At 67.4% G+C, this 6910-nt stretch carries 5 protein-coding genes and 1 pseudogene; 1 reads left to right on the plus strand and 5 read right to left on the minus strand.

The features are described 5' to 3' along the window. Positions 1-207 precede the first annotated feature (207 nt). The 5 genes and pseudogenes from OEY_RS31465 to OEY_RS0120680 all read right to left on the minus strand — a co-directional run bounded on the left by OEY_RS31465 (position 208) and on the right by OEY_RS0120680 (position 6365). Positions 208-467 (minus strand): annotated as a pseudogene (locus OEY_RS31465) (type II toxin-antitoxin system Phd/YefM family antitoxin). Between the two features lie 107 nt (positions 468-574). Next, positions 575-1378: a hypothetical protein gene (locus OEY_RS0120665; protein WP_010595679.1), complete on the minus strand. Its 804-nt coding sequence runs from the start codon at positions 1376-1378 to the stop codon at positions 575-577. Between the two features lie 114 nt (positions 1379-1492). Then, entirely contained in the window at positions 1493-2680 is a 1188-nt protein-coding gene (locus OEY_RS29880; RefSeq protein WP_010595680.1) for a restriction endonuclease subunit S, read from the minus strand. Continuing rightward, a complete protein-coding gene (locus tag OEY_RS0120675; protein ID WP_010595681.1) occupies positions 2677-4290 on the minus strand; it encodes a class I SAM-dependent DNA methyltransferase in 1614 nt (537 codons plus the stop codon). The genes OEY_RS29880 and OEY_RS0120675 overlap by 4 nt, the downstream gene beginning before the upstream one ends. 2 nt (positions 4291-4292) lie before the next feature. Continuing rightward, complete coding sequence (locus OEY_RS0120680) at positions 4293-6365, minus strand: hypothetical protein (protein WP_010595682.1); 2073 nt, start codon at positions 6363-6365, stop codon at positions 4293-4295. A 183-nt stretch (positions 6366-6548) separates the two neighbouring features. Here OEY_RS0120680 and OEY_RS28790 point away from each other — a divergent pair. Further along, positions 6549-6910, plus strand: a 362-nt coding sequence (locus OEY_RS28790) for a hypothetical protein (protein WP_010595683.1), incomplete at its 3' end; no start/stop codon positions are given.

Genomic DNA, 6910 nt, shown 5'->3' on the forward strand with positions numbered 1-6910 from the left:
CGACTGCCATGTGTCCAGCGTGCGCCGAGTGCCTGGTGCTGCACAAGGGACCACCGGCCCTCGTCAGCGCAACTCAGCCGCCGACCACCCGGCAGCCTCGCGTGTCTCGAAGGACTGGGCTCGGCGATCTCGCCGAGCCCTCGTACCGGCCGTAGCGGTACCGGCACGCGGCGACGCAGGCATCGAGGTCCCACACCAACCGCACGGTCAGTCATCACCGTCGATCGGTTCGTGCACCTGCCCCTCGCCTGCTTCGAGCCGTTCCATCGCATCGAGCAGACGTCGAGCGTTCGCCGGTGAACGCGTCAGCTAGGCCGTTTCACGCAGCGACTCGAAGTCCGCCCGGGAGACGATCACGACCGGTTCGTGGCCCGAGCGGTAATCACGATCTCCTCCCGGTCGTTGACGACTGAGGCCAAGACCTCGGCGTACCGGGCGCGCGATTCGCTGTGACTCATGGTTCGCATGACGACCTCCACCCCTGTACAGAAATCGTACGTCCAGCCGAGATGGGTGGCCTGTCCGAAGCGATCGACGAATCCACTTTGCTCCCAGCGGCGCCACGAATCCGTCGTCAGGAGCAGTCGCCCGGCTCGCCGTCCTTGACGACGGACAGCACCGCGTCGCCTTCACCGATGACCAGGCCCGGAGCCGGCGCTTGGGATACCACCACCCAGTTCCGGTCGAGGACCTGTGCCCGTCCCCGTCCGGTTGCGTCGACGCTGCGGGAATAGAAGATCCCGGCGGCTTGGATGGTGTCCTGCGCGGCTTGCAGGTCCATGCACGTCACGTCCGGCATGACGGCGGTCGGCGCGGTGTCGGCGACGTTCGTCGTCGGTGCCGACGCTGACGTGGTCGGAGACGGCACGGGCGTCGTTGTGGTGGCCGGCGCCGCGACGGTGGTCGACGGGGCAGCCGGGGTCGTCGGCGTGGTTCGCGACGCCGGCGCAGCGACAGGCGGTGTCGCCGAGTTCGTGACGTCCGGCTCGCTGGGGTCTTCGAGTCCGTTCTGTATGTCGGTGATGATTCCGAAGACCACGAACAGCGCGGCGACCGCGGCCGCGATGACCACTCCCCTGCGGACCGGCGGTCGGGGCGTCGGCTCGGGCGGCGGCGCGAAGGCTGCCGGATCCCCGGCAAGGTAGGCCTGGTGGCCGGCCTCGGCCCTGGCCGCCAAGGCGGCCCGTTCGGCCTCGAGCCGGGCGCGACGGTCGCGGATCAACTTCCCGACAGCCAAGTAGCCGAGCCCCAACCCGATGCCGAGCACGAGGAGGAAGCCGGCGACGTCGCCGTGGATGACGTACAGAAACGCCATCCACACGAAGATGGCGGCGAACATGCCTGCGACGACGCGCAGGTAGGGCGCGATGCGTTTCATGGGTGACCTCTCTCGGATCGCACCGGTGTCCATGTGCATGCTGCACGAGTCCCATCGCACGAATCGGTGTGCGCGTTATCCGCGCGATGGGACTCGACCGAGTGACAGCTTCGGTCAGACGGCGTCGGCGACGACTGCTTCGGCGTCCCTGACGCGGAGCTCACCGGACATGAGGCGCGGGAGGAGGGTGTCGCGGAGCGCGGCGAGAGTTTTCGATTCCGCCTCAGCCGAGGCGACGCCCTTGTCCAGTTCTGCAAGTTTCGGCTCGAGCGATTGCCCGTCGTCAATTCGAGGAATTGGTAACGAGTTCAGTTCCTTGCCGTTGATCGACCCGAAAACCGTTCCTCCGCTCTCGAACCGATCCCACAATCCGGGCGCAACTTTGAGTCGATGGAATAGCAGCGACGGCGAATCATCTTTCGAGCGAAGCGACGCCAAACCTCGACCTATGCAGGTCTTCTCATTCGCAACATTCAGCTCCCCGACGGGCGCGCGGACACTCAACAGGGTGTCGCCAGCCTCCGCTACTCGCTTCGGGTCAACGGTCCACAACCGGTTAGTCGGTGACCGAAATCCAAAGTCCCGATTGCCTTGATAAAACACCATCCCATTGCCATCCTCGTTGTACGAGTCGCCGGGGGGCGAAGATCCCATCGTCACCGATGCAACATCAGCAACGAGGATCACCTCGTCCTCGACGACTCGTTGACGAACGAGGGCAGCCGCCATTCGGTCGGATGTCTGCGCAAGATTGCGGTTTGCAGTGATCTTGTCGTCGAGGGCGCCGAGGACCTCGAATATGGCACGTTGCTCATCGAGATCAGGGATGTGCGCTACATAGTCGCAAATCTTCGAGGGGCTTGTGTGACGGACAGTGCTTCCTGAAGCAGTACCGAGAATATATGAGCGATATTCGGCACCCCGCAAGAAATAAATCAGAAATTGGGGAAAGATCGCAGACTTATCAGTTACTTCGACCAAGCCAATACGCTGGTTATGAAGGTAAATTTTCCCCGACGGAATGGCTGCGAGATTCCCAAGCGTATCGCCCTCTTTGCTCAAATCCGTCATGGTGACCACAATATCGCCGGGCTTCAATCTATAGGCGTCGTCATAGGGGCCAGAAAACGTCTTCGTCTTTGCCTCCTTGAAACCTCCGCCAATCGCAAAGTTGCCGGGCGTCAACAGAGTAGGAAAAATGGGTTCATCCGAGAATCCTGATCCAGGAAATGCATAACCGTGCTTGATTCTTATCGCGTCACCCAAGCGCAGTCGTCGCCGGAGGATTCCTCGAGGATTCACTCCACCCTCCCCAACTGCTCCCGCACCACAGCCGCCAACCGCGCCGACTCGTCGAACTGCTCGTACAGTTCCTTCGTCAGCCGCGCGATCTTCTCCGCGATCGGCTCGCCGTCGTCCTCGATCGGGGCCGCACCGACGTACCGGCCCGGCGTGAGTGCGTAATCGGCTTCCTTGATCTCCGCGAGCGTCGCCGAGTAGCAGAAGCCCGGCTCGTCCGCGTACTCCTCACCGGATGCGGATTCCGTTCCGCGCCAAGCGTGGTAGGTGCCGGCAATCTTGGCGATGTCGTCGTCCGACAGCGCGCGCTCGGCGCGATCCACCATGTAGCCGAGGTTGCGGGCGTCGATGAAGAGCACCTGGCCGCGACGATCGACCTTGCCCTTCACACCGGCCGACTTGTCCTTCGCGAAGAACCACACGCACACCGGAATGCCGGTGCTGCGGAACAACTGCGTCGGCAACGCCACCATGCACGAGACCAGGTCGGCCTCGACGAGCCGCGCCCGGATCTCGCCCTCGCCTCCGGAGTTGGACGACATCGACCCGTTCGCCATTACCACGCCCGCGCTGCCCTTCTCGGCGAGCTTGGAGATAATGTGCTGGATCCACGCATAGTTCGCGTTGCCGGCCGGCGGAACGCCGTACTTCCAGCGCTTGTCGTCTTCCTTACGCGTCCAGTCCTTGATGTTGAACGGCGGATTCGCCATCACGTAGTCGGCGAGCAGATCCGGGTGCTTGTCCTGGGCGAACGTATCCTCCCAGCGGTCGGCGAGATTCGCGGTGATGCCGTGGATTGCGAGGTTCATCTTCGCCATCCGCCACGTGCGCTCGTTGAGTTCCTGCCCGTATACCGCGACGTCGGTCGGGTTGCCGCCGTGGTGCTCGATGAACTTCTCGGTCTGCACGAACATGCCGCCCGACCCGCAGCACGGGTCGTACACCCGCCCGTTGTACGGCTCGAGCACTTCCACCAGCACCCGCACCACGCCGGCCGGCGTGTAGAACTCGCCGCCGCGCTTACCCTCGGCGCGGGCGAACTTCTCCAGGAAGTACTCGTACACCTCCCCCAGCAGGTCGCGTGCCTTACGAGCGCCCTCACCGGTGAAGCGGGTGTCGCCGAGCAGGTCCATCAGCTCGCCGAGGCGCCGCTGGTCCACGCTGTCGCGGTTGAAGATCACCGGCAAGGTGCCCACGAGGGTCTCGTTGGCGTTCATCAGTTCCCGCATCGCCGCGTCGACCAGCTGGCCGATGGTGCGGGCCTCGACACCGGCCGCCTCCTGGATGCCCTTGGCGTTCTGGGCGAGGTACGACCACCGCGCCGGCTCCGGCACCCAGAACACACCCGACCCCAGGTACTCGTCCTGGTCGTCGATGAGCGAAGCGATGCCGTCCTCGTCGAGACCGTCGGCGACGAGCTCGGCACGGATCTGCTCACGGCGCTCGTCGAACGCGTCGGAGACGTACTTGAGGAACACCAGACCGAGGATCACGTCCTTGTACTGGGAGGCGTCCATGGAGCCGCGCAGCTTGTCCGCGGCCTTCCACAGCGTGTCCTTCAGTTCCTTCATCGTCGACGGCGCGGTGGGCGCCGTCTTCTTCCTCGGTGGCATGGTCAACCTTCCTCCCGGCCGGGCCGGGTTCCTGCGGTGACGGTGAGAACGCCGTGGCCCACACCGTCGGTCAAGGTATCGGTGAGTCGGTCGAGGGTGTCGAGCAGCTGCCGTGCGGCCTCGCGTCGCGCGCGCAGCTCCTTCAGTGCGGCGCTCACCGCGGGGATCCGGTCGGCCTCCACGACCGGGATCGGCCAGTCCCGCCACCCCTGCCCGGACCGGATGGCCCCGGCGGGCTTGGGGGCGACGGGCATGCGACGCAGCGTGCGCGCCACGAGTTCCGGCAGGACTCCCGAGGCGTGCGGGTCGGCGACCCGCAGCACGCGCGCTGGTGACAGCACGACCGCGGCGCCCTCGTGGTCGACGACGACGCCGAATTCCGGTGCCGTGCAGAAGACGATGTCGCCCGGCTCGGTGTACCGCCCGCTCGGGTAGCGAGTCGCCAGGACGAGGCGGTCGATGCCGCGGTCGCCGATGCGCGCGCGGCCGAGCAGCTCGTCGGTGCCGATGACGCGCACGTCGCCGCCGGCTTCGACATCGTCGTCGTCGATGCGGTTGCCGGGCATCACCTTCAGCACTCCGGCATCGGCGAGCCGGTCGGCGGTCGGCGCCGGGCGCGGGGCCTGCCGGTATTCGACGCCCAGGTGCAGGTCGTCCCGCACCGCACGCGCCGCCCGGTTCGCCGCGCCCACCAGTTCGGCCGCCTCGGCCGCGGTCTCGTTGCCCGCGATGCGGCGACGCCGGCGCCGGGGCGCGGGTGGCAGCAGGCCGCGACGGTCCTCGGCGAGCAGCGTGGAGGTGCGGTGCACCGAGGCGAACTCGAATGCGTGGGCTCGCAGGTGCTCGCGCGACCCCATCGCGGCGGTCACGTCGGCGACGATTCCGTCGGTCACCGCTGCGTCGAGCGCCCTGGTCCGCAGGTCCGCCAGCACCGTCCACCGGTCCGTGGGTGTGACGGAGTCGTCGGGCGCTCCGAGCACCCACAACGCCATCGACGATCCCGGTTTGGTGACGAGCAGTCCCTCCGGGAGGCGGAATACGGCGCGCAACCGGTCCGACCGCAGCAGGTCGGCCCGGACGGCGGCAGCCTCCCGGTCGCGCAGGGGATCGGTCAGCGCGGATGCCGGCCCGACGATCACCGCGAGGTGCTCGGCGCCCATCTGCACGGTGATGTTGTCGATCTCCGCGAGGATTCGGGCATCGGAGTAGCCGAGGGTGGACGGCGACGGGTACTGGGTGAGAAACACAGCGGGCCCGTCGATCGAGAAGTCCTCGTCGAATCCCGTTGCAGGCGTGGGGCGGCGACGCCATCGGTGCACAGACAGCCGGCGCCGCGCCAGGCGCGCCGTCGGGGTGTCGGCGTGGCCGGTCATCGCGATCGGCTCGACGAACTCCGGCAGGCGCTGCCGCAGGGCGACGAACAGGTCGCTGCCGTCCGGCGACGGATCGACGAAGACGGCCCGGTCGTCGGGCGCCAGCGCGCCGACGACCTGCGCGCACATCTCGAGCGCGGCAGGGCTGAGCGCCGTATCGGCCAGCGCGTCGAGGGGCAGGCGGAACCGCTGCGCCATGAGGGTCTCGAAGGCGTGCTCGACGGTGTAGGCGGCGTCGGCCATGCGGTCGGCGTGCGCGGCGTAAGTGGGTAGCCGCCCGCCGAGCGCCTCGATCTCGCGGTAGAGGTACGCGTCGTCGGGGTCGAGGTCGTCGGCCTCGTCGAGCAGGTCGTCGCCGTCGAGGTCCGCGAGTTGCTCCCCGGTGCGGGCCTTGACGCACAGCAGGGCGGTCAGCGCCGCGAACACCGTGGCCGCGTCCGCACCGGCGGGATCCTCGAAGGCTGCGTGCGCGGCGAGGTCCTCGGCGACGGACGCATTGTTGCCGAGTCCGCGGCTCGACAGCCAGGCGACGACGTCGTCCGCACGGTAACGGTGTTGTCGGCCGTCGGCGCGCACCGGCTCGGGAAACGGCCGATCCGGGCCGCGATACCGCTTCGCCCACATGGTGACGACGGGCCGCTGCACGCGGGCGAGTGCCGCGATGTCCGCCTTGGACAGCAGGAGCGCAGAACCGGTACTCACGTGTCGGCCCTCCCCTCTACTCTTGCCTCGACGCCCGCGATCGGCGCGGTTTCCCCAATCTAGACGACGTTTCCGACACGCCCTTCACAAAGATCGATAACCCCGGTTATCAATAGGCACTCGGCGAATGGCGGCTCAGTCGCGGCATTCTCGTCCGTACCCGATTCGGACGAGGAGGACGTCATGCTCGCAGCGATCCACATCAGGCAGACCACCACCGCTACTGGCTCGCTCAGCTGCGCGGCCCTGGCCACGGACGCGGGCATCGCGCTGTTCGTCCGCCCGGAGCACAGCGCCGAGGCCCGCTTCGCCGTCGGCCTCGACGCCTTCGCCGAACTGTGCGCCCGTACCGCCGACACGTCCGTGCGGCTGCACCTGACCGACGCGGACCTGCGCCGGGAACTGCACGCCGTCGCGGGCTCCTTCCCCTCGATCACCCTGATCGACATCGGTTACGGCCCCTTGGGCGAGCTGGCCCACGCCGCCGCCGACGCGATCGGCCACCACGTCGCCGAGCGGCTGGGCGCCGGGGGCGCCCCCCCCCG

It is taken from the genome of Rhodococcus sp. P14, assembly GCF_000256505.1.
Lineage (GTDB): Bacteria > Actinomycetota > Actinomycetes > Mycobacteriales > Mycobacteriaceae > Rhodococcus > Rhodococcus ruber.

Bases quoted from the DNA above. Each gene is read 5' to 3' on its own strand.
- OEY_RS0120665 (WP_010595679.1), bottom strand. From the start codon at position 1,378: ATGAAACGCATCGCGCCCTACCTGCGCGTCGTCGCAGGCATGTTCGCC.
- OEY_RS0120675 (WP_010595681.1), bottom strand. From the start codon at position 4,290: ATGCCACCGAGGAAGAAGACGGCGCCCACCGCGCCGTCGACGATGAAG.